Annotated in this window: 18 protein-coding genes, 2 tRNA genes and 2 pseudogenes; 5 read left to right on the forward strand and 17 right to left on the reverse strand. The window is 59.4% G+C overall.

The window, feature by feature from the left end:
* Window positions 1–195: 195 nt before the first annotated feature.
* Window positions 196–2499, reverse strand: coding sequence for a YgiQ family radical SAM protein (locus tag QME24_RS03365; protein WP_054906296.1), 2304 nt, complete (start codon window positions 2497–2499; stop codon window positions 196–198).
* A gap of 593 nt (window positions 2500–3092) precedes the next feature.
* On the opposite strand from QME24_RS03365, the gene QME24_RS03370 reads away from it, so the two are divergent.
* Entirely contained in the window at window positions 3093–3584 is a 492-nt protein-coding gene (locus QME24_RS03370; protein ID WP_259368267.1) for an ATP-binding cassette domain-containing protein, read from the forward strand.
* Window positions 3585–3699: 115 nt separating this feature from the next.
* Here QME24_RS03370 and dnaB read toward each other — a convergent pair whose 3' ends face one another.
* From dnaB to rnr, 7 genes are all read right to left on the reverse strand, one after another.
* Window positions 3700–5097 (reverse strand): replicative DNA helicase, encoded by a 1398-nt coding sequence (gene dnaB / locus QME24_RS03375; protein WP_009681285.1) that lies wholly within the window; start codon window positions 5095–5097, stop codon window positions 3700–3702.
* Window positions 5098–5210: 113 nt separating this feature from the next.
* Window positions 5211–5657: a 50S ribosomal protein L9 gene (gene rplI / locus QME24_RS03380; RefSeq protein ID WP_003249568.1), complete on the reverse strand. Its 447-nt coding sequence runs from the start codon at window positions 5655–5657 to the stop codon at window positions 5211–5213.
* Between the two features lie 20 nt (window positions 5658–5677).
* A complete protein-coding gene (locus tag QME24_RS03385) occupies window positions 5678–6541 on the reverse strand; it encodes a hypothetical protein (RefSeq protein WP_029887882.1) in 864 nt (287 codons plus the stop codon).
* Window positions 6542–6574: 33 nt separating this feature from the next.
* Window positions 6575–6805: a 30S ribosomal protein S18 gene (rpsR, locus tag QME24_RS03390; RefSeq protein WP_003249563.1), complete on the reverse strand. Its 231-nt coding sequence runs from the start codon at window positions 6803–6805 to the stop codon at window positions 6575–6577.
* A 28-nt stretch (window positions 6806–6833) separates the two neighbouring features.
* Window positions 6834–7259, reverse strand: coding sequence for a 30S ribosomal protein S6 (gene rpsF, locus QME24_RS03395; protein WP_003249557.1), 426 nt, complete (start codon window positions 7257–7259; stop codon window positions 6834–6836).
* A 307-nt stretch (window positions 7260–7566) separates the two neighbouring features.
* Entirely contained in the window at window positions 7567–8313 is a 747-nt protein-coding gene (gene rlmB, locus QME24_RS03400) for a 23S rRNA (guanosine(2251)-2'-O)-methyltransferase RlmB (protein WP_009681289.1), read from the reverse strand.
* Window positions 8310–10889: a ribonuclease R gene (rnr, locus tag QME24_RS03405; RefSeq protein WP_280091833.1), complete on the reverse strand. Its 2580-nt coding sequence runs from the start codon at window positions 10887–10889 to the stop codon at window positions 8310–8312. The genes rlmB and rnr overlap by 4 nt, the downstream gene beginning before the upstream one ends.
* A 272-nt stretch (window positions 10890–11161) precedes the next feature.
* On the opposite strand from rnr, the gene QME24_RS03410 reads away from it, so the two are divergent.
* From QME24_RS03410 to QME24_RS03425, 4 genes are all read left to right on the forward strand, one after another.
* Window positions 11162–11248: transfer RNA gene (locus QME24_RS03410), tRNA-Leu, on the forward strand.
* Between the two features lie 87 nt (window positions 11249–11335).
* Window positions 11336–11422 (forward strand) — tRNA-Leu (locus QME24_RS03415).
* Window positions 11423–11594: 172 nt separating this feature from the next.
* Window positions 11595–12608: an extracellular solute-binding protein gene (locus QME24_RS03420; RefSeq protein WP_009681291.1), complete on the forward strand. Its 1014-nt coding sequence runs from the start codon at window positions 11595–11597 to the stop codon at window positions 12606–12608.
* Complete coding sequence (locus QME24_RS03425; RefSeq protein ID WP_280091834.1) at window positions 12608–14173, forward strand: iron ABC transporter permease; 1566 nt, start codon at window positions 12608–12610, stop codon at window positions 14171–14173. The genes QME24_RS03420 and QME24_RS03425 overlap by 1 nt, the downstream gene beginning before the upstream one ends.
* A 64-nt stretch (window positions 14174–14237) precedes the next feature.
* On the opposite strand, the gene QME24_RS03430 is transcribed toward QME24_RS03425, so the two are convergent.
* From QME24_RS03430 to QME24_RS03470, 9 genes and pseudogenes are all read right to left on the reverse strand, one after another.
* A complete protein-coding gene (locus QME24_RS03430) occupies window positions 14238–14612 on the reverse strand; it encodes a hypothetical protein (RefSeq protein WP_033690019.1) in 375 nt (124 codons plus the stop codon).
* A gap of 155 nt (window positions 14613–14767) precedes the next feature.
* A complete protein-coding gene (locus QME24_RS03435; RefSeq protein ID WP_033690021.1) occupies window positions 14768–15145 on the reverse strand; it encodes a hypothetical protein in 378 nt (125 codons plus the stop codon).
* An 80-nt stretch (window positions 15146–15225) separates the two neighbouring features.
* Window positions 15226–15579: pseudogene (locus tag QME24_RS03440) on the reverse strand (hypothetical protein); the annotation flags it as partial.
* Between the two features lie 9 nt (window positions 15580–15588).
* Window positions 15589–15915: pseudogene (locus QME24_RS03445) on the reverse strand (type VI secretion system tube protein Hcp); the annotation flags it as partial.
* Between the two features lie 705 nt (window positions 15916–16620).
* Window positions 16621–16995, reverse strand: coding sequence for a hypothetical protein (locus QME24_RS03450; RefSeq protein WP_009681296.1), 375 nt, complete (start codon window positions 16993–16995; stop codon window positions 16621–16623).
* Complete coding sequence (locus QME24_RS03455) at window positions 16992–17963, reverse strand: hypothetical protein (RefSeq protein WP_280091932.1); 972 nt, start codon at window positions 17961–17963, stop codon at window positions 16992–16994. Before QME24_RS03455 ends, QME24_RS03450 begins: the two co-directional genes overlap by 4 nt.
* Before the next feature lie 9 nt (window positions 17964–17972).
* Complete coding sequence (locus QME24_RS03460) at window positions 17973–18461, reverse strand: type VI secretion system tube protein Hcp (protein WP_029885899.1); 489 nt, start codon at window positions 18459–18461, stop codon at window positions 17973–17975.
* A gap of 248 nt (window positions 18462–18709) precedes the next feature.
* Window positions 18710–19162, reverse strand: coding sequence for a DUF2867 domain-containing protein (locus tag QME24_RS03465; protein WP_110676628.1), 453 nt, complete (start codon window positions 19160–19162; stop codon window positions 18710–18712).
* Between the two features lie 186 nt (window positions 19163–19348).
* Window positions 19349–21283 (reverse strand): methyl-accepting chemotaxis protein, encoded by a 1935-nt coding sequence (locus tag QME24_RS03470; RefSeq protein ID WP_232893035.1) that lies wholly within the window; start codon window positions 21281–21283, stop codon window positions 19349–19351.
* Window positions 21284–21351: the final 68 nt, after the last annotated feature.

Genomic DNA, 21351 nt, shown 5'->3' on the forward strand with positions numbered 1-21351 from the left:
CCAAGGCGTTCGCGCGCAAATCCCACAGGAATAATTGGCCCGAAACAAACGTAGGAGCGAGCGCAGCTCGCGATGCGCCGCGCGGGCGGCGCTCGCTCTAACAGGCGCTGCATACCGTGTGGCAAACACCTGTCAGCCCTGATGCGATCCCCGTAGTGGCTTGCCGGCGATTGGGCCGCAAGGCGGCCCCCGAAATCAGCGCGGAATGACTGGCTGGCGCGGCTTCTTGCCCTTGCCGCCACCACCCTTGCCCGCTTCCTTGCGCTCCTTGGCCGCCTGCTGATTACGCGCAAACGCTTCGGCTTTGGCCTTTTCGCGCTTGTCCCACGGCTTGCTGCCATCGCTGCCACGCGGTGGCAGGCCCGTGTGCTGGGTCAGGATTTTCTGGTCCTTGCCCACTTTGTGGCTGCCCGGCGGGGTCGAGTTCTTGCGGCGCGCGCTCTGGTAGCTGTCGGTCTGCGGCTGGTGCGCCGGAATCAACTGGTGCTTGCCAGGCCCGATCAGGTCGGCGCGGCCCATGCGCTGCAGCGCTTCGCGTAGCATTGGCCAGCCTTTAGGGTCGTGGTAGCGCAAGAAGGCCTTGTGCAGACGGCGCTGCTCGTCACTCTTGACGATTTCCACACCTTCGCTCTTGTAGGTCACCTTGCGCAGCGGGTTCTTGCCCGAGTGGTACATGGCGGTGGCCGAGGCCATCGGCGACGGGTAGAACGCCTGTACCTGGTCGGCACGGAAGCCGTTGCCCTTGAGCCATAGCGCCAGGTTCATCATGTCTTCGTCGGTGGTACCCGGGTGCGCGGCAATGAAGTACGGGATCAGGTACTGCTCTTTACCCGCTTCTTTCGAGAATTTCTCGAACATGCGCTTGAAGCGGTCATAGGTACCAATGCCCGGCTTCATCATCTTGTCCAGCGGGCCACGCTCAGTGTGCTCCGGGGCAATCTTCAGGTAGCCACCTACGTGGTGGGTGACCAGCTCCTTGACGTATTCCGGCGACTCCACGGCCAGGTCGTAGCGCAGGCCCGAGGCAATCAGGATCTTCTTCACCCCTGGCAGGGCGCGAGCCTTGCGGTACAGCTCGATCAGCGAACTGTGGTCGGTGTTGAGGTTCTCGCAGATGCCAGGGAACACGCACGAGGGCTTGCGGCAGTGCTTTTCGATATCGTGGCTCTTGCACGCGATGCGATACATGTTCGCAGTCGGGCCGCCAAGGTCGGACACCACGCCGGTGAAGCCTGGCACCTTGTCACGCATCTCTTCGATTTCGTGCAGGATCGACTCGTGCGAGCGGTTCTGGATGATGCGGCCTTCGTGCTCGGTGATCGAGCAGAAGGTGCAGCCGCCGAAGCAGCCACGCATGATATTGACCGAGAAACGGATCATTTCGTAGGCCGGGATACGCGCCTTGCCGTACGCAGGGTGCGGTACACGGGCGTAAGGCATGCCGAACACGTAGTCCATTTCCTCGGTGCTCATCGGAATGGGTGGCGGGTTGAACCACACGTCCACGTCACCGTGTTTCTGCACCAGTGCACGGGCGTTGCCCGGGTTGGTCTCCAGGTGCAGCACGCGGTTGGCGTGGGCATAGAGCACCGGGTCGTTACGCACCTTCTCGAACGATGGCAGGCGGATGACCGACTTTTCCCGCGTGACCGCCGGGCTGTCGAGAATCTGTACCACCTTGGCTTCGTTCGGGTCTTCCTGGTCGCCCTTGGCCTGCTCGATGGCACAGGCCTGGGTGTCCTGGGTGTTCACGTAGGGGTTGATGATCTTGTCGACACGGCCTGGGCGGTCGATGCGGGTCGAGTCGATTTCGTACCAGCCCTGCGGCGTGTCACGGCGCACGAAAGCGGTGCCGCGCACGTCGGTGATGCTTTCGATGCTTTCGCCACTGGACAGGCGCTGGGCCACCTCGACCACCGCCCGCTCGGCGTTGCCGAACAGCAGGATGTCGGCGCTGGCGTCGATCAGGATCGAATGGCGAACCTTGTCCTGCCAGTAGTCATAGTGGGCAATGCGACGCAACGATGCCTCGATGCCGCCGAGTACGATCGGCACATGCTTATAGGCTTCCTTGCAGCGCTGGCTGTACACCAGGCTGGCGCGGTCTGGTCGGCTACCGGCCAGGCCACCCGGGGTGTAGGCGTCGTCGGAACGGATTTTCTTGTCCGCGGTGTAGCGGTTGATCATCGAGTCCATGTTGCCGGCGGCCACGCCGAAGAACAGGTTGGGCTCGCCGAGCTTCATGAAGTCGTCTTTGGACTGCCAGTTCGGCTGGGCAATGATGCCCACGCGGAAACCCTGGGCTTCCAGTAGCCGGCCGATGATGGCCATGCCGAACGAGGGGTGATCGACGTAGGCATCCCCGGTCACGATGATGATGTCGCAGGAATCCCAGCCGAGCAGATCCATCTCCTCCCTGCTCATTGGCAGGAAAGGTGCTGGCCCGAAGCATTCGGCCCAGTACTTGGGATAGTCGTAGAGTGGTTTGGCTGCTTGCATGTCAGTGACCGGTTCTGGTGTGCAGGAAAATCGCGGGCGCGAAATATAGCACAAATTTTGACCAAATCCGACTGTCTTCGTGGGGGATTGGTGGGTGGGGTGACGGTTGGCTGACTTGGGGGTTGTTTCATCCATCAACCCGATCATGGTCAATTGGCGCTCATACCCCATCAACGCCGAAGACTGGTCGCGAGCGTCCTGGCATGGGATTCCGGGCTCGATGCGGAACGACGGGTAGGTGCCATTTTCGCCTTGATAGAACGTGGTCTTGCCGACGGTGAACTGAGTGTTCATTCCCATGATAATTCTCGGCTGCCTGGACGGGCCCTTTTGCGGGCACGCCCGCTCCCACAAAGTCACCACAAACTTCGCGACTTGCACCGTACCTGTGGGAGCGGGCATGCCCGCGAAAGGGCCCGCCCAGGCGACATCAAAAAAAGCCTTGAAAAGGCATCTGCACTCGCAGCGGGTTGCCTTGAACAATCCGAATAGCGGTATTAATCGTCTGCGGGCTTACAGGCCCGGTCACCCTGGTGAGCGGATTGCTGAGGCTTGGCGATTGGTAGATCAGTTTCGGCTAGACAAGCAGGTGCCTGGCGTCGCTCGACGCGAGAGAACAGTTCAGTCGCTTACGACTTTGTCCTCAGGATACGCATTTCATACCCGGCTCCCTGCCCCGCGCGGTGGTGTTCGAGCAAGCTCATGATCGCGCTCAAATCGAGCGGTGGCTTGAACGGTTGGGCCTGGGCAAAGACTGGTACGAACTTGATCTGGATGCACGCGCAGAATCGATTTCCGGCGGCGAAGCACGCAGGCTGACGCTGCTACGCCTTCTTAATCAGCCTGGGGAATTCAATTTCTTTGATGAACCTACAGCTGGGCTCGATGCCGGGTCGGCAGAGCGCACTTGGGATCTGTTGTTTGAGGCATTCAACGGAAGAGGGCTGGTTTGTGTAACGCATGATCAGAGCGTGCTGTCGCGGTTTGACCGGGTTATCACCATGAGCGAGGGTCGGATCATCGGCCAAATGCAAACGAACATCGCTCAGAATCCCCCGCTAGCCGGCGCTCCTTACACCTTGTAGGAGCGGCCTTGCGTCGCGATGGGCTGCGCAGCAGCCCCAGGATTTCAGTGCAAATACAAACAGTGTGGGGGCTGCTGCGCAGCCCATCGCGACGCAAGGCCGCTCCTACAGTGAGTTATTCATCATCATCGAAGTTGTACATGCCCGGCGCGAGGTTTTCGAAGCGGGTGTACTTGCCGATAAACGCCAAACGGACAAAGCCGATCGGGCCGTTACGCTGTTTACCGATGATGATTTCCGCCACGCCCTTGTGCTCGGTCTCGGGGTGGTACACCTCGTCGCGGTACACGAACATGATCACGTCGGCGTCCTGCTCGATTGCACCGGACTCACGCAAGTCGGAGTTCACCGGGCGCTTGTTCGGGCGCTGTTCCAGCGAGCGGTTCAGCTGCGACAGGGCGATGACGGGGCAGTTGAATTCCTTTGCCAAGGCTTTGAGCGAGCGGGAAATCTCGGAAATTTCGTTGGTGCGGTTATCACCGGCCGAACCCGGAATCTGCATCAGCTGCAGGTAATCGACCATGATCATGGCGATTTCGCCGTGTTCACGGGCCAGGCGGCGGGTGCGCGCGCGCATTTCCGAGGGGCTGATGCCCGCGGTGTCGTCGATGAACAACTTGCGGTCGTTGAGCAGGTTCACCGCCGAAGTCAACCGCGGCCAGTCATCGTCGTCCAGCTGGCCGGAACGGACCTTGGTCTGGTCGATGCGGCCCAGCGACGACAGCATACGCATGATCAGCGACTCACCTGGCATTTCCAGCGAGAACACTAGGACGGCCTTGTCGGTACGCAGTACGGCGTTTTCCACCAGGTTCATGGCAAAGGTGGTCTTGCCCATCGACGGGCGGCCAGCAACGATGATCAAGTCGGCCGCCTGCAGGCCGCTGGTCTTCTCGTCCAGGTCGGTAAAGCCGGTGGATACACCGGTAATGTCGCTGTCGGAGTTGAACAAGGTGTCGATACGGTCGATGGCCATGGTCAACAGCTCGTTGACCCCCACCGGACCACCGGTTTTCGGCCGGGCCTCGGCAATCTGGAAAATCTGCCGCTCGGCATCGTCGAGGATTTCTTCGGCGTTGCGCCCTTGCGGGTTGAAGGCGTTGTCGGCGATGTCGGTACTGATGCTGATCAGCTGGCGCAACGTGGCGCGCTCGCGAATGATCGCGGCATAGGCCTTGATGTTCGCCACCGACGGCGTGTTCTTGGCCAGTTCTGCCAGGTACGCCAGGCCGCCAACTTGCGAAGACAGGCCTTCCTTGTCCAGTTGCTCGTGCAGGGTAACCACGTCGAATGGCTGGTTGGCGTCGGCCAACTTGTGCACGGCACGGAAGATCAGGCGGTGGTCATGCCGATAGAAATCGCCGTCCGATACCTGATCCAGCACCCGCTCCCAGGCGTTGTTGTCCAGCATCAGGCCACCGAGCACGGCCTGTTCGGCCTCGATGGAATGCGGCGGCACCTTGAGGGCTGCGGTTTGCAGGTCTAGCTGTTCGGAAGTGGTGATCTCGTTCATGGCCACGAAAGAATTCTGGAGGACGAAAAAGACAAAGGGCACGGCCTGTAGGAAACAGGACCGTGCCCGATGTTAACTGCCTGGCTCGCAGGGAGCCAGCCAGTCAGCGCAGCTTAGGCAGCTACGACAACCACACGTACAGTGGCTTCAACGTCGCTGTGCAGGTGCACGGCTACGTCGTATTCGCCAACCTGACGGATAGTGCCGTTCGGCAGACGAACTTCAGCTTTGGCCACTTCAACGCCAGAGGCGGTCAGGGCGTCAGCGATGTCGTGGGTGCCGATCGAACCGAACAGCTTGCCTTCGTCGCCAGCGGTGGCAGTGATGGTCACTTCCAGCTCGGCCAGTTGGGCAGCGCGGCTTTCAGCCGAAGCTTTCTTGTCAGCGGCTGCTTTTTCCAGCTCGGCACGACGCTCTTCGAACGCAGCCAGGTTGGCGGCGTTGGCAACGGTGGCCTTGCCGAATGGCAGCAGGAAGTTACGGCCGTAACCAGCCTTAACTTTTACTTTGTCGCCCAGGTTGCCCAGGTTAGCGACTTTTTCCAGCAGGATCAGTTCCATTTGGTAAAACCTCTTAACTTTTAACCTTCACCGTTCGCGGAGTCATTCCCCTTGGGGGACTTGCGACCGCGAAAATCAATCAGGCTGTCGACAATGGCCAAGACCACCAGCAACGGATAAATCAGCTGCATGATCAGCGGCAACGTCACGTACATGCCCACCAGCCAGAAACCGGCCAGTCGCCCCTGTGCCACCAGCCCGTGCATCAACGCGATGCCGGCCAGCACCAGTACCAGGCTGGAAGCCGATGCCAGAATGATGAACTGCGGACCGATAAACGGCGCCACCACCATCACTGCCACCAAGACCGCCATGGTCTGTTTCGGCAACTTCAGCTCGCGAAACTCGCGACCGAAGCCTCCAGGGTTGTACAACGCTGCTTGCCAATAGCGCGCCAGCATCAACGCCAGCACACTGAACAATTGCACCGTCACTGCTGTGGAGGCGACCAGCACAGGGCGGATCAGCTCACCGGAGAGCACGGGTTCCCCTTCGATTTTCGGCATGGCTTCGGCAAACGCCTTGGCCAGCATATCGAAGGTCTGCGCCAGCGCCAGATCAAGCACGAGGCTGAAAGCCACGGCGAACACGGCACTGGCGAGCAACACCCGGCTCCAGGGATGCTCGGCACGCAACATGGCGGCCAAGGCCAGGGCACCCGCAATCACCAGAAAGGTGATGGGATCGCCCATGACCCACACAGCCAGCCCGGCGAGCAAGCCGCCGACGATGACCGATGTAGCATCCCTGAACCCACGCCGCAGCAGCACAAGGCTGCCGGCAGCGGCACTCAACCAGAACAGCAGCGGCAGTACCGCGCTGATGACCACCACCAGGGTGGCCTGCATACGACCGCGCATGATGAAACTTGCTAACGCTCGCATGCTAGTCCCTTACTGCTTGTCGACGACCCGGTCTCAGCGGCCGTGGCTGTCGGTGTAGGGCAGCAGGGCCAGGAAGCGGGCGCGCTTGATAGCGGTAGCCAGCTGACGCTGATAACGAGCTTTGGTACCGGTGATACGGCTTGGAACGATCTTGCCGGTTTCGGATACGTAAGCTTTCAGGGTGTTGAGATCTTTGAAGTCGATCTCTTTCACGTCTTCAGCAGTGAAGCGGCAGAATTTACGACGACGGAAGAAACGTGCCATTTAATAGGCTCCTCTAAAGGTCCGTGGATTACTCGTCAGCGTTATCGCTGGAGTCGCTGTCATTGCTGTCGTCGCCTTCGGCGGAGTCAGCATGCTCAGGACGCTCGCGACGCTCACGGCGCTCGCTGCGGTTCTCTTCAGCCTTCAGCATCTCGGACTGGCCGGTAACGGCTTCGTCACGACGGATGACCAGGTTACGGATCACGGCATCGTTGTAGCGGAAGTTGTCTTCCAGCTCGGCCAGGGCCTTGCCGGTGCACTCAACGTTCAGCATCACGTAGTGAGCCTTGTGAACATTGTTGATTGCGTAGGCCAGTTGACGACGGCCCCAGTCTTCCAGGCGGTGGATTTTGCCACCATCTTCTTCGATCAGCTTGGTGTAACGCTCAACCATGCCGCCGACTTGTTCGCTCTGGTCCGGGTGAACCAGGAAGATGATTTCGTAATGACGCATGAATGCTCCTTACGGGTTAGTAGTCTGCCAGTGAATCTGGTCAGACAAGGAGTGAATGACACTGTATGTCTTGCACGGAGGGGAGGCACATGAGCGCCTGCCAGCTCGGCAAGGGGCGCAATTGTAGAGAAGGCGTTGCGCACAAGCAAGGCAATTGGCGAATATTTGAACAGCCTGAAACATATTCACATGGCGTCAAGCCCCCTTCGCGTGCACGCCCGCTCCCACAGGAAAGCTGCGTTGCCAGAGGCAGCAGCGAACCTGTGGGAGCGGGCATGCCCGCGAAGGGGCCGTTACAGGCTGAAGATCAGCGCTTGGCCTGGCGCTGACGCACGGCCTCAAACAGGCACACGCCCGTGGCGACCGATACGTTAAGGCTGCTGACGCTGCCACTCATCGGCAATTTCACCAGGAAGTCGCAATGTTCGCGGGTGAGGCGGCGCATGCCCTTGCCTTCAGCGCCCATGATCATCACCAGCGGCCCGGTCAGGTCTTGCTGGTAGATCTCCTGCTCGGCCTCACCCGCGGTGCCGACCACCCACAGGCCACGTTGCTGCAATTTCTCCAGCGTACGCGCCAGGTTGGTGACAGCCACCAGCGGAATGACCTCGGCAGCGCCGCAGGCCACCTTGCGCACCACCGGGGTCAGGGTGGCCGACTTGTCCTTGGGCACGATCACTGCCGTGGCGCCGGCCGCATCGGCAGTACGCAGGCAGGCGCCGAGGTTGTGCGGGTCGGTCACACCGTCCAGCACCAGGATCAGCGGCGGGGTTTCCGTGCGCTCGAGCATCTCTTCGAGCATCAGTTCGCCCCACACCTGGCTGGGGCTGACCTCGGCGACAACGCCCTGGTGCACCCCCTCGACCCAGGCATCCATTTCGCGGCGCTCGGCCTGGCCAACCGCCACGCGGTTTTCCGCGGCCAGTGCCAACAGCGCCTGCAGGCGTGGCTCGCTGCGCCCTTCCGACAGCCAGATCTGCTTGACCCGCTTCGGATGGTGCTGCAGCAATGCCTGCACGGCGTGCACGCCGTAGATCTTTTCCAGCTGACTCATGACTTGCTCTTGCTCTTGCGTGGCGCACCGGACTTCGGTGGGCCTTTACGGTGCTTGGTCGGTTTGCCAGTGGCCTTGCCACCTTTGTCCGACTTGCTGCTGGCGTGGCCGCCCGTGCGCGCCTCGCTCATCAGCGCCTTTTTCATCTCGCGGCTCTTGCGCACTTCGGCATTACGCTGCACGGCGTCTTTCGGGAAGTAGGCTTCGGCGGCTTCGCTTTTACGGCTGCGCGGCTTGGGCGTGGCCTTCGCCTCGCTCAGCGGCGGCTGCTCGGCCTGGTCAGCTGGTGGCGCGGCGCCGCGCTGCTTGCGACCGATAGGTGCCGCCAGGGTCGACTGGGCCACTTCGAAGTCAATCTTGCGCTCGTCCAGGTCTACCCGCATGACCTTCACTTCGATGGTGTCGCCCAGGCGGAAACTGCGCCCGGTGCGCTCGCCGGACAGGCGATGGTGCACCGGGTCGAAGTGGTAGTAGTCGCCCGGCAGCGCACTGACGTGCACCAGGCCTTCCACGTAGATGTCGGTCAACTCGACGAACAGGCCGAAGCCGGTCACGGCGGTGATCACACCCGGGAAGGTCTCGCCCACGCGGTCTTTCATGAACTCGCACTTGAGCCAGTTGACCACGTCGCGGGTGGCTTCGTCGGCCCGGCGCTCGGTCATCGAGCACTGCTCACCCAGTTGCTCGAGGGTGTTCTCGTCGTACGGGTAGATGCGCGCCTTGGGAATGCTCATGGCACCAGCCCGCTTGACGTGCGGGGTGTCGACCTTGGAGCGGATGATGCTGCGAATGGCGCGGTGCACCAGCAGGTCCGGGTAACGGCGGATCGGCGAGGTGAAGTGGGTGTAAGCCTCGTAGTTGAGGCCGAAGTGGCCATTGTTCTCGGTGCTGTACACGGCCTGGCTCAGCGAGCGCAGCATCACCGTCTGGATCAGGTGGAAGTCCGGGCGCCCGGCGATGCTCGCCAGCAGGGCCTGGTAATCCTTCGGCGACGGGTCCTTGCCTTTGTGCAGGCTGAGGCCCAGTTCGCCAAGGAAGGCGCGCAGTTTTTCCAGGCGCTCCGGCGGCGGGCCGTCGTGCACACGGTACAGGGCTGGCACGCTGTGCTTCTGCAGGAACTCGGCAGTGGCCACGTTGGCAGCCAGCATGCACTCTTCGATCAGCTTGTGGGCATCGTTGCGCACGGTCGGGCGGATTTCCGCGATCTTGCGCTCGTCACCGAAGATGATGCGGGTTTCCTGGGTCTCGAAGTCGATGGCGCCACGGGTGTGACGCGCCTCCACCAGCACCTTGTACAGGTTGTACAGGTTCTTCAGGTCTGGCACGACCGCCTTGTACTCTTCGCGCAGCGCCTTGCCTTCACGGGTGCGCGAGTGCTCGAGCATGCTGCTGACCTTGTTGTAGGTCAGGCGGGCGTGGGAGTGGATAACGCCTTCGTAGAACTGATAGTCGACCATCTGGCCGGCCTTGTTCATGGTCATTTCGCAGACCATGGCCAGGCGATCGACGTGCGGGTTCAGCGAGCACAGGCCGTTGGACAGCTCCTCGGGGAGCATCGGCACCACGCGCTCGGGGAAGTACACCGAGTTGCCGCGCTGCTGCGCTTCTACGTCCAGGGCCGAACCCAGGCGTACATAGCTGGACACGTCGGCAATGGCCACATACAGGCGCCAGCCACCGGAGAACAGGCGCAGCTTGCCCAGCGGCTCGCAATACACGGCGTCGTCGAAGTCGCGGGCGTCTTCACCGTCGATGGTGACGAACGGCAGGTGACGCAGGTCGATGCGCTTCTCTTTGTCCTTGTCTTCGACTTCAGAGCGGAACTTGCGCGCTTCCTTGATCACGTCCTTGGGCCACACATGGGGGATATCGTAGCTGCGCAGGGCAACGTCGATTTCCATGCCGGGGGCCATGTAGTTGCCAATGACCTCCACCACGTCGCCTTGCGGCTGGAAGCGCGGGGTTGGCCAATGGGTGATCTTGATCTCGACGAACTGGCCGATCTTGGCACCACCGTTGCGCCCCGCAGTCACCAGCACTTCTTGCTGGATCTTGGGGTTGTCGGGGGTCACATAGCCGATGCCGCCTTCTTCGAAGTAGCGGCCGACCACGCTTTCGTGGGCGCGGGAGATGACCTCGACCAGCACGCCTTCGCGACGGCCGCGGCGGTCCACGCCGGACACGCGCGCCAGGCCGCGGTCACCGTCGAACACCAGGCGCATCTGCGACGGGCTGAGGAACAGGTCTTCGCTGCCGTCATCTGGAATAAGGAAACCGAAGCCGTCGCGGTGGCCAGAGACGCGGCCGCAGATCAGGTCCAGCTTGTCTACCGGGGCATAAGTGCCGCGCCGGGTATAGATAAGCTGGCCATCGCGCTCCATGGCACGTAGACGGCGGCGCAAGGCTTCGATCTGGTCTTCTTCATACAGACCAAATTCTTTCGCCAGGTCCTCGCGTGCGGCGGGCTCGCCACGGTCGGCAAGGCGTTGCAGGATCAGCTCACGGCTGGGAATGGGGTTATCGTATTTTTCCGCTTCGCGAGCGGCCTCGGGATCGAGGGATTGCCAATCGGCCATCAGAAGGGGTTCACCTTGGGGTATATAGATAGGAATTCTGGCATAGGCGTATTGAAACCGGAAATGTCGGCCTTGGACAGCCCCCGCTGCAGTGCGTAAACAGCAGGAATAGGCCAGTGGAATCAACAAGTTGAAATTTTTGAATTTTTTTTTGCCAAGGGGGTTTACAGCCCCCCAAGCCGTCCGTATAGTGCGCACCACAACGACGGACTAGCCCGAAGTTGTAATAGAGATTAGCGGCGCTGTAAAGCACCAAATAATCTTGAATGTGTGCCCAGGTGGCGGAATTGGTAGACGCGCTGGTTTCAGGTATCAGTGACCGCAAGGTCGTGGAAGTTCGAGTCTTCTCCTGGGCACCAAGTATTTCAAGTAACAGATGACCAAGGATCTGTTACTACTGTGTGAAAGCGAACGATTTTCGCCTTCTCCAGATGATGTAAAGCTTTGCCCAGGTGGCGGAATTGGTAGACGCGCTGGTTTCAGGTATCAGTGACTTAACGGTCGTGGAAGTTCGAGTCTTCTCCTGGGCACCATACAAAAACCCACTAGCTTGCTAGTGGGTTTTTTCTTGCCTGCGATTTTTGTACCCTCCCCCACCCCTTGCACCATGGTCTGACGATGAATTTATCGTCACCCGGCCACATGAGAAACGATTTCGTTTACCATTGTTTCCAAATATGTTGCCGTAAGCGAGGAAGTACCCGCATGACGATCCGCCCGCAACCGCTGATGCGTACCTTGGCCGCCGCCGTGCTGAGCCTGGTCATCGGCGCTCCGGCCGCCATGGCTGACGCACCGGTCACCCTGACCATGTACAACGGTCAGCACAAGGAAATCGGCGAAGCCATCGCCAAGGCCTACGAGGCCAAGACCGGTATCCACATCAATATCCGTAAAGGCAGCAGCAACCAGCTGGCCAGCCAGATCATCGAGGAAGGCGATCGCTCGCCGGCCGACATCATCTACACCGAAGAATCGCCACCGCTGAACAACCTGGGCGAGCTGGGCCTGCTGGCGAAGATCGACGACGCCACGCTGAACATGCTGCCCAAGGAATATGTGGCTGCCAACGGCACCTGGATGGGCGTTACCGCGCGCACCCGCGTGGTGGTCTACAACCCGAAGAAGATCGACGAGAAAGACCTGCCGACCACCGTCATGGACTTCGCCAACCCTGACTGGGAAGGGCGCGTAGGCTATGTACCGACCAGCGGTGCGTTCCAGGAGCAGGCCGTTGCCATCCTGAAGATGCACGGGCGTGAAGCCACCGAAGAATGGCTGACCGGCCTGAAGGCCTTCGGCAAGACCTACACCAACAACATGGTCGCGCTGAAGGCCGTGGAAAAAGGCGAAGTGGCTGCCGTACTGGTGAACAACTATTACTGGTACGCCCTGGAGCGTGAGCGCGGCAAGCTCGATTCGAAACTGTACTACCTGGCCGACGGCGACGCCGGCAATCTGGTGACCATCTCGGGCGCCGCGGCCGTGAAGGCCAGCAAGCACCCGAAAGAGGCCCAGGCCCTGCTCAACTGGATGGCCAGCGAAGAAGGCCAGCGCGTGATCACCCAGACCACCGCGGAGTACCCATTGCACAAAGGCATGGTTTCGGACCGCGGCCTGAAACCGTTCGATGAACTGCGCCCGCCGAAGATTTCGCCAGCTGACCTGGGTAATGCCGAAGAAGCCATCGAGCTGGAACGCGAGGTCGGCCTGCTCTGATGACCGCCGCCCTGTCCACCCCGCTGCAGGTACGGTTCGTACCGCGCCGCAAGCGCCCTTCGATCTGGGTCGTGCTGCCTGTGCTGTTCCTGGTGGCGATGAGCTTGCTGCCCCTGGCCTATGTGGCAATCAAAGCCTGGGAAGCCGGCTGGCACGAAGCCCTGTACCTGCTGTGGCGGCCCTTTGTCTGGGGGCTGATGCGCAATACCCTGCTGCTGATGGTCGGTGTAACGCTGACCTGCATGGTGGTCGGTCTGGCGCTGGCCTGGCTGCTGGAGCGCAGCAACCTGGCCGGTCGCCGGCTGTGGGGGGTGGTGCTGTGCCTGCCGTTTGCCGTACCGTCGTTCGTCAGCAGCTTCACCTGGGTATCGCTTAGCTCGGACTTCGAAGGGTTGGGCGGGGCGATCATGGTCATGGCCCTGTCCAAGTACCCGCTGGTGTTCCTGCCGGTGGCCGCGACCCTGCGCAATCTCGACACCTCCCTGGAGGAGTCGGCGCGCACCCTGGGTTGTAGCCGCTGGGGCGTATTCACCAAGGTGACCCTGCCCCTGCTGTGGCCGTCGATGCTTGGCGGTGCCCTGCTGATTGCCCTGCACATGCTGGTGGAGTTCGGTGCGCTGTCGATTCTCGGCCTGCAAACCTTCACCACGGCGATTTACCAGCAGTTCGAACTGGAGTTCAGCAACGCCAACGCGGCCATGTTGTCTGCCGTCCTGTTGGCGATGTGCCTGGTGATGCTGTGGCTGGAGCTGCGCGTGCGCGGCAAGACCCGCCATGTACGCATCGGCCAGGGCGTGGCACGCCGTGCACAACCGGTGCGGCTGCGTGGTTGGGCGGTGCCGGCGCAGCTGTTCTGCCTGGGCCTGGCAGTGCTGGGCAGCGGCATTCCCCTGGCGATGCTCGGCTACTGGCTTGGCGTAGGTTCGTCAGCGGCATTCCCGGTGTCGGCCATTTCCAAGGCGCTGTTCACCTCACTGTCGGTGTCACTTGGCGGTGCCGGCTTCTGCGTGCTGTTGGCGCTGCCGATCAGCTTCCTGGTGGTGCGCTACAAAGGCCGCCTGGCGATCTGGGCCGAGCGCCTGCCGTACCTGCTGCACGCCCTGCCCGGCCTGGTGATCGCCCTGACCCTGGTGTTCTTCGCCTTGCACTATGTGCCGGCGCTGTACCAGACCACGGCGCTGTTGCTGCTGGCCTATGCACTGCTGTTCCTGCCGTTGGCGCAATCGCCGGTGCGCACCGCGCTGAACAAGGCTTCGCCAACGCTGGAAGAAGCTGCGCGTACGCTGGGTGCGAGCAGTTTTGCCGCGTTCTGCCGGGTGACCCTGCCGATTATCTTCCCGGCCATGGCGGCAGCGTTTGCCCTGGTGTTCCTGGATGCCATGAAAGAGCTTACGGCAACGCTGCTGCTCAGCCCGACCGGCATGACCACCCTGGCGACCGAGGTGTGGGCGCATACGGCAAACGTCGAGTTCGCGGCGGCGGCGCCTTATGCGGCATTGCTGATTGTGGTGTCGGGGTTGCCGGTGTATTTGCTGACTACGCGGATGTATCTGAACAAGGCTTGAAAGCTTGCCCAGGCTGCCATGTGGCCTGGGCACAAGCCTGAGTACTTGAGACTTCATCACAAGTTCACTTTAAAACTCCCACCAGCCAGTTGAAAGCAAAGAACAAGGTCGTCGACACTACAAGCCCCATCCAAGACGGCAACAAAACTCTTTTAATAGGCCTTGGAAAATTCTCGAGATCTGAAACATCTGCCACACCTTTTCGAACAAACAACCCTGGAATCATCAGCATATTTGCCGCCAGGCAAGTACGCATTAATTTTCCAACAAGACCAGCCGCTGAAAAGTTTTCCCTGTTACTCTGAATATACTTGCATTTCGCTAAAGCTTTTTCGATAGCCTCTATAGATCGACAAGCTAAGTAAACCATCACACACACGCTGATTGCCATACAAGCGAGCAGGATAGACGCGATTATCGTCAAAGCTACGGCACTCATTCTCGCGCTCTTCCTTCAGGCCCGGCTGACACTATACCCCGGTGCCTGGCACTGCACTAGTAGGTAACTAACCAAGACTATTGTGCGAAATTCCTTACAAATTTAACGATGAAGACAGCTCGCTTCTGCTCACCGCAGGCTCCAGCCGAAAACTACTAATAGCCTACCAATTTCAACCACACCCAAAGACCAATGAGCGATAAAAAAACAGCCACATGAACAAACCACAAGCCAACTAGCATACGCCGCAAACCACCAGGAAACCTCTTTACATCCTGACGATCCAGAAGGCCTTTACGAATACAAATCGCCCTCATCGACAACATGACGGACGCCGAACCGGTACGCATCACTTTACCTAGCAAGCCGGCGGAGCTAAAAATCCTTTTGTTACCCGAAACCATTGAACTATTAGAAAGTAACGATTCTATGTAATTTACATAACGAACTGAAATATAAATCCACACAAATATGACTATAAACATAGCTACCATCAAAGGAAGACCTAACCACCTCGTGTCGAAGCTAGTCATTGCGGCACCTCATATAACAACTCACCAACCATCTCACCGATATCACCTACGGCCGTACCGCCTATAGCACCACCAACAGCAAGGTATCTGCTCCAGCCGTCGCTCACAGCGCCAGCTCCCATGGAAGCATGGGCGAGCAGGCTTTTCAAAAACTCGTAGTTATCCAGAAGAAAGTCATCTACCCCTGCGCCGTTAATCTCAAGCTGATGATGTATTCCCGCCGCCTTCGCCATCAAGAGTGCTTCATGACCTGTGCACATGGGCGTGCTGGGATCACCAACAATCACAAGCTCCCCGCCGACAACCACACCATTGGCGATATGTGCATTCAGCACATCAAACTTGGCCCGCTGATTGGCCGACATGGGCGTGCCAGCCTTCAGCGACTCATACGATTGCGCCTGAGGATTGATAAAGCTGCGTGCCTCGGACATGGTCGCACCTCACGCGTACTTCTTGTTGTTGATGCGGTCCCAACCCCCAGTGACATTACCGCCGGCGCTGCCATCGAGACGTTTCTGCCGGGTGTAGGTTGTCTTGATGCGGCCGTAGTTCAATTGAATCACTTCTATCGGCACCCCGGCGCTGGCGCTCTGGGCGTAATCGGCGATGATCACTTCTTCGAGAACGACTTCGTAGTACTTGAGCTTTTCGGTACCGGCACGGCACACCACTAGCTTCACTTCCTTCAGGTGCTGGCCGGCACAGCTGGCCTCGAGCAGCTTGCAGCTGGCTCTGTCCAGATACTTGGTGAAGCTGAAATTGCTGAGTACGCAGATTTACTCGAACAAAGCTTGAAATCAAGTCCAGGCTGTTGGTCAGCCTGGACCACCATCAGACTTCACGCTATCTGATTCCCATAGCAACTAATTTGCATTTACTGCAAACTCAGGTACGTCCATGCTCGGAATGCGACCATCATCGAAAAACAGATAATGAGGATTAACACCCCACCTACAATGATCCGCTTCATCCCCACGGGGAAACGCTCGACCTCGCTCAAATCGACTAGCCCCCTGCGGGCATAGGGGCCCGGGAACATCAGTACGCCTCCAATGACGCACGTCCGTAAAACCTTCCCAATCAAGCCCCCCCCGGAAAAAGTAATTTTCATATTTCCAATGTACTTGGAGTTAATCAATAACGCTTCAATCCCATCAGTATGCTTGTGAGCCACGTATATCAGTACCAACATAGCCAGGCAACCCGGCCCTAAGATGGACATCCATACCAGCGCTGGCTCAATACTCATTCCGCCACCCTCCGATACAAATACTCACCAATAACTTCACCTCCTTCTGCTCCAATATTCCCACCAACGACACTACCCATCGCCCCTCCCAAGACTGCGCAGGCAAGCGCACCAGGCCCCGTGGTAACTCCCAACACAAAAGTACAGCCAGCAGTAGCAAGGAAACTCCCCACAGAGCCTCCTATGCTCCCTCCACCCAACCCCAATGCCAAAGGGCTATGGGCTATTGCCAATACAGCAGCCAAGTAAAAAATAGTACGATCAGTGTAATTAGTAGAATCTGAGCAACCCATAAACGCACTAACAATTTCTTCAGATCGACTGGAGTCTTGCGGACGTCTTCGCCATCTAACATTCCTTTACGAACGCTAAAGGATCTCATTGTTAACATTGCTGAAATTGAGCCGAGGCGCATGACCCTTCCAAACAGGCCAGAGCTGCCGTACATCTCCCTATTAACGACCACCATGCGACTATTCGACAAGTATGATTCGATACGACCCAAGCATCGATGCGCAACAAAGGCCAGTACAGCGAACATCAAGAAGGGTGAAATAATCAAAAAAACACCGAGCACAGCCACCTGCTGGCTATTCATCGTACGGCCTCATAAAAAATCTCACCCAAAGTCTCGCCTCCCATTTTTCCTAGCGCCCCACCAGCCATACCACCAGCGGCCCCCCCCAGCACTGCGCACGCGATAGTTGCCGTTCCTCCCGTGGGAATACCGACCGCAACACAGACCATTGGGCCCAATGCTGCCCCAACATATCCAATCGCACCTCCAATCCCCCAGCTAGCGGCCAATGAACTTCGCTCGATATACTTAACTCTTCGACAATCATCCTCTCGACCGAGCATGCAAGCTTGACGAATCGATAACTCCGTTGACGCCAAATCCAGCGCCATGCCCACATACGCCCCCTTTTTAATCCAACTAGCGGCCCTCGCCACACCCGCTATCTTTTCTGAGTAACCGCTAATTTCGCCAGTATGCAAAAAACTTTTTGTAGATATACCAAGCGCCCTCTTGATCTTGCCCCTGCTTCGCAACCCTGACCCATATGCGGCCATGCCATCCAATTGCGCCTCCAACTTCAGAAACAAAGCTGTGCGCTTCGCATAAAAATCATTACGCTCTTTCAACGTACCGTGATTCAAATACTCTCTATGAAGCTGCTCAATCTCTTCAAGCGTTTTCTTGATAGCTTCGACGTGCTTACTCCAGGCGTCACTGGCTACGCCTGCGCCTATGGAAGCACGGACCAGCAAACTCTGCAGCAACTCATAGTTCCCCAGTAGGAATCCATCAATTCCCCCTCCGCCCAACTCAATGTCCAGGTGTATTCCAGCCGCCTTCCCCATGAGGAAAGCTTCATGACTGGTGCAGGTCGGAGTGCTTGGGTCACCCAAGATTACAAGCTCGCCAGGGAACACCACACCATTGGCGATATGTGCATTCAGCACATCAAACTTGGCCCGCTGATTGGCCGACATGGGCGTGCCGGCCTTCAGCGACTCATACGATTGCGCCTGAGGATTGATAAAGCTGCGTGCCTCGGACATGGTCGCACCTCACGCATACTTCTTGTTGGCGATGCGGTCCCAGCCGCCGGTCACGTTGCCGCCCGCGCTGCCGTCGCGGCGTTTCTGCCGCGTATAGGTGGTCTTGATGCGGCCGTAGTTCAATTGAATCACTTCTATCGGCACCCCGGCGCTGGCGCTCTGGGCGTAATCGGCGATGATCACTTCTTCGAGAACGACTTCGTAGTACTTGAGCTTTTCGGTACCGGCACGGCACACCACTAGCTTCACTTCCTTCAGGTGCTGCCCGGCACAGCTAGCCTCCAGCAGCTTGCAGCTAGCACTGTCCAGGTATTTGGTGAAGGTAAAGTTGGTGAGTGTGGTGCGGCCTGATGATGCGCCACCCGCTGAGCTTGCGGTGGCAGAGGTGCTCTGATTGGCACCGAACTTGTAGCCGATGATTTCGATCCAGTTGGCGTACTGCTCGTCCAGTGCTTCGCCAGTGATTTCCGCGATTTGAATATAAGCATCGAAAGCCATGCTTACCTCTCCTTGGTAAAAATTGGGCTGATAACGACGATGTTCCGACATCGCCGTCCTGAGGTCGTTCCTGAAGAAAGCGGCGAAGTTTGCCGGCGCCTTCAGGCAAGATCGACACTAGCTCCCTGCGTCTAGCGCTGCAACAACAAACATTCTAACGAGACCTATTCGGGAAATATCCTACAATTTTGAGGAAGATGCAGACTTGATCACGTAAATGAATGTTTCACCTTCATATTCAGCGCTGTCTACAAATTCGCCAACATCCGACGCACGATCAGACCATGTACCTGGCCAACCGGCAGCATGTACAGCCGGCCAAAGGCATTGAAACACCGCACCGACGTGGTCACTTTCAAGCGCTGCCCATTCACATCCATGCAGACCATCACCGCCAAGTGCGTATCGCGCGACGTCAGCACCAGTTGCTGGTCGCTGATGGCCTCGACAGTGAAGAAGTCCAGATGCTCGCCGTCGGCTGGCACATGCCCAGGATTCTGGGGAGTGAAGCCATGGATATCGGCGACATTGAATCGACGCGAGATGAAGTCACGAATGCGGAAGGCCTTGGCCAGCCAGGCGGGAACATCCGAGGTCATGGCGCAGTAGGCTTGCAGGGCGGTCATCGGGGCAGTGAGCTGTCTGCTGGCACTGTGGAGAAAATCGAGGTCTGCCTGGGCGGCGACCAATTGGGCGGACATGAGCAACTCCCTTTGTCATGTGTCGCTGACAGCATAGCAACATGACTCGCTGTAGGAGCGGCCTTGTGTCGCGAAAGGGCCGCGAAGCGGCCCCAGCAATGGATGTGTTTACGCGAATATCCTGAGACCGCTTTGCGGTCCTTTCGCGACGCAAGGCCGCTCCCACAAGAAGAGACTGCGCAGGATTCAGGCCCGGAACTGGCCCAGGCTGGCGCGTAGCTGAGCCGCCAAGTCATCCAGCACCTTGCTGCTGGCCGTGGTCTGCATCACCACCTCAGCCGAGCGTTCGGCCTGGGCATGGATGTTCTCCACCCGCCCCCGCACCGCCTGTGCGCCATGGGCCTGTTGTTCGGCAGCGCGAGTCGCCAAACCAATGGCCGCGTGAACTTGCTCCACCGCAGCCTGCACCGACTGCTGGCGACGTTCGTTGTCGCGCAGCACCAACAGGCCTTCACTGGCCTTGAGCCCGGCCTGGCTGATAGTAGCCACGGCCTCCTTGGCGCCCTTCTGTAACGCGGCGATGTGCGACTGTATATCGCCAGTGGAGCTTTGTGTCTTGCTCGCCAGCGCCCGCACCTCATCGGCCACCACGGCAAACCCGCGCCCGGTCTCGCCTGCCCGGGCCGCCTCGATGGCGGCGTTCAAGGCCAGCAGGTTGGTCTGCTCGGCGATGCCGTGAATAACCGTCAGCACCACTTCGATCTGCTCACTCTGCTTGGCCAGGCGCTCGATCACCTGGGAGCCCGTCTCCACTTGGCCGGCCAGGTTCTCGATCAAGCTCGCCAGCTGGGTCGAGCTGCGGCTGTTCTCGTCGGTGGCCTGTCGAATATCCACCACCTGCTGCAGAGCCGCCTGCATCGCATGGCTTTCGGCCTGGGCTTCGTCAGCCATGCTCGACAGGTCGCGCAGGCTGGCTGCCACTTCATCACGCTGCAGCGCGGCAGCAGCATCGGCGCCGGCATTGCGCTGGGCCATCGCGCCTATTTCTATGCCGGTACGCTGCGCCACTTCGCCCGCCTCCCGCACGATTGGCTGCAGCTTGTCGACAAAACGGTTCACCGCCGAGGCCATGTCGCCAATTTCATCGCGGCTGTCGAGCGACACGCGCTTGGTCAGGTCGCCCTCGCCGGCCGCAAGGTCATTCAGGGCAGTTATCAACAGGCGCAACTTGCTCAGCACCCGGCGCCCCAGCACCACGGCCACGACCAGCAATACACCTAGCCCCACCACCGCCAAGCCCAGACCGATGCGCCAGCGCAGCTCGGCAGCGGCATCGCGTACGGTCTGCGCGGTATTGGCCTGCATTGCCGCTGCACTGCCCTGTGCTTTCTCCAGGCGTTCGCGCAGGGTGTTGCCGCTGTCGGCGGCAGCACCGTTCAGGCTGTCACCCACCAACTGTTCACCACTGGCAATCAGCGCCGAAAAACGCTGGTCAAGGGCCTTGAGTTCCTGGTCGATGCCTGCGGTGGAAACCCCCATGACCACTTTGCCGATTTCCGCACCATTGGGGTTGATCGGCGCTTCCACGAAGTACACCGCCGGGTCGCGCCGGGCGGCGTCGATCACCTTGTCCAGCGCGCGCTCGCCTTGGCCTTTCTCCATCAACGCCTGGTTGATCGGGTTTTGCCGGTTCAGGTAGCGGGTCAGGTGCTGGCCCTGGGCGTCGTCGTAGATCACGAATAGCACATTGGGATTGCGCTGGGCGCGGCGGGCGAAGTCGGAGAGTACCGGCACGTCGTTATCCCAGATCGCCCGCGGGGCGACCGAGGCCAGCAACTCGGCCATGTCGCTGGCCGAATCCTTGAGGTTCTTCTCCAGGGTGCTGCGCAGTTGCTGCTGCTCGCTTTGCAGGCGCGTCGCCAACCCCGCGCTGAGGCGCTGGCGAGTGCTGCTGGACAGGCCGTCGAGGCCCGAACGTACATCTTGCCCGGCTTGCTCCAGCTCGCTGGCGAGTTGGCGGCTGTCATTACCCAGGCGCTCGCCAAGGTCGGCCTCAAGGGCAGTCACCGTGCTGCGGGTGAGGGCAACTGCAACCAGTACCTGCACCAAAAGCGCGATACCAAGGGCAACAAACACAGGCCGCAGAAGGCGGCTTCGTAACAGTGAGAGGATGGCAGACACGTTGTAACCCTCGTGTTTTCTGGCGCCACTATTTTGATGGCATCGTCAGATGTTTCTTACAGCAAGGG

This window comes from Pseudomonas sp. PARCl1, from assembly GCF_947311875.1.
Classification (GTDB): Bacteria; Pseudomonadota; Gammaproteobacteria; order Pseudomonadales; family Pseudomonadaceae; genus Aquipseudomonas; species Aquipseudomonas juntendi.

What these genes read in the sequence shown, in the direction of transcription:
- rpsR (WP_003249563.1), bottom strand. Translation starts at nt 6,805, where the DNA reads ATGGCACGTTTCTTCCGTCGTCGTAAATTCTGCCGCTTCACTGCTGAA.
- QME24_RS03450 (WP_009681296.1), bottom strand. Translation starts at nt 16,995, where the DNA reads ATGAATAGCCAGCAGGTGGCTGTGCTCGGTGTTTTTTTGATTATTTCA.
- rnr (WP_280091833.1), bottom strand. Translation starts at nt 10,889, where the DNA reads ATGGCCGATTGGCAATCCCTCGATCCCGAGGCCGCTCGCGAAGCGGAA.
- QME24_RS03425 (WP_280091834.1), top strand. Translation starts at nt 12,608, where the DNA reads ATGACCGCCGCCCTGTCCACCCCGCTGCAGGTACGGTTCGTACCGCGC.
- QME24_RS03365 (WP_054906296.1), bottom strand. Translation starts at nt 2,499, where the DNA reads ATGCAAGCAGCCAAACCACTCTACGACTATCCCAAGTACTGGGCCGAA.
- QME24_RS03435 (WP_033690021.1), bottom strand. Translation starts at nt 15,145, where the DNA reads ATGACTAGCTTCGACACGAGGTGGTTAGGTCTTCCTTTGATGGTAGCT.
- QME24_RS03460 (WP_029885899.1), bottom strand. Translation starts at nt 18,461, where the DNA reads ATGGCTTTCGATGCTTATATTCAAATCGCGGAAATCACTGGCGAAGCA.
- QME24_RS03455 (WP_280091932.1), bottom strand. Translation starts at nt 17,963, where the DNA reads ATGTCCGAGGCACGCAGCTTTATCAATCCTCAGGCGCAATCGTATGAG.
- rpsF (WP_003249557.1), bottom strand. Translation starts at nt 7,259, where the DNA reads ATGCGTCATTACGAAATCATCTTCCTGGTTCACCCGGACCAGAGCGAA.
- QME24_RS03420 (WP_009681291.1), top strand. Translation starts at nt 11,595, where the DNA reads ATGACGATCCGCCCGCAACCGCTGATGCGTACCTTGGCCGCCGCCGTG.
- QME24_RS03385 (WP_029887882.1), bottom strand. Translation starts at nt 6,541, where the DNA reads ATGCGAGCGTTAGCAAGTTTCATCATGCGCGGTCGTATGCAGGCCACC.
- QME24_RS03430 (WP_033690019.1), bottom strand. Translation starts at nt 14,612, where the DNA reads ATGAGTGCCGTAGCTTTGACGATAATCGCGTCTATCCTGCTCGCTTGT.
- QME24_RS03465 (WP_110676628.1), bottom strand. Translation starts at nt 19,162, where the DNA reads ATGTCCGCCCAATTGGTCGCCGCCCAGGCAGACCTCGATTTTCTCCAC.
- dnaB (WP_009681285.1), bottom strand. Translation starts at nt 5,097, where the DNA reads ATGAACGAGATCACCACTTCCGAACAGCTAGACCTGCAAACCGCAGCC.
- rlmB (WP_009681289.1), bottom strand. Translation starts at nt 8,313, where the DNA reads ATGAGTCAGCTGGAAAAGATCTACGGCGTGCACGCCGTGCAGGCATTG.
- rplI (WP_003249568.1), bottom strand. Translation starts at nt 5,657, where the DNA reads ATGGAACTGATCCTGCTGGAAAAAGTCGCTAACCTGGGCAACCTGGGC.